This window comes from Ruminococcus sp. CAG:379 (genome assembly GCF_000434255.1).
Taxonomy (GTDB): Bacteria; Bacillota; Clostridia; order Oscillospirales; family Ruminococcaceae; genus Ruminococcus_F; species Ruminococcus_F champanellensis.
Genome location: NZ_FR894877.1, coordinates 2146 through 2617 on the forward strand (window position 1 = coordinate 2146; position 472 = coordinate 2617).

At 57.4% G+C, this 472-nt stretch carries 1 protein-coding gene; it reads right to left on the reverse strand.

The window, feature by feature from the left end; genetic code table 11:
- On the reverse strand, positions 1 to 265 hold a 265-nt coding region (locus QVO51_RS04675; RefSeq protein WP_288167868.1), incomplete at its 3' end, for an RNA methyltransferase PUA domain-containing protein.
- Between the last annotated feature and the right edge of the window lie 207 nt (positions 266 to 472).

The following is a 472-nucleotide window of genomic DNA, read 5'->3' on the forward strand; positions in this document are numbered from 1 at the left end:
GCTCCAGCTTATCGGTCTTGGGCAGCGCCTGGTACAGGGTCAGCGCCACCGTAGGCTCTGCGGCGCAGGGTGCCTGCCCCTGTACCTCTAAATACACGCAGTCCCCGGTGATCTCCCGGATCCGGCAGTCGTAATCCACGCCCCCGGCGCAGACCGTCAGCTGCTCCCCGGGGCGCATCCGCAGGGAAAAGCCGATGTGATGGGCATCCTCGCCGGTAATCACCGGCTGTACCGGATCCAGAGCCGGCAGAAAAAATCTTGGCATGGGGCACCTTCTCTCCGATCATTGCGCCTTGTACGGTATTGCCTATAATTATAGCCGTCCCGGATACCCTTGTCAAGGGCGGGGCAATCATCTGACAATTTTATGACAATTCAGACAGAAAAAAATCCCAAGAGAAAACTCTTGGGATTTCATACACGCCAAGGATATTTCCCCGACGCCGTGTGGAGCGGATTACGAGGCTCGAAC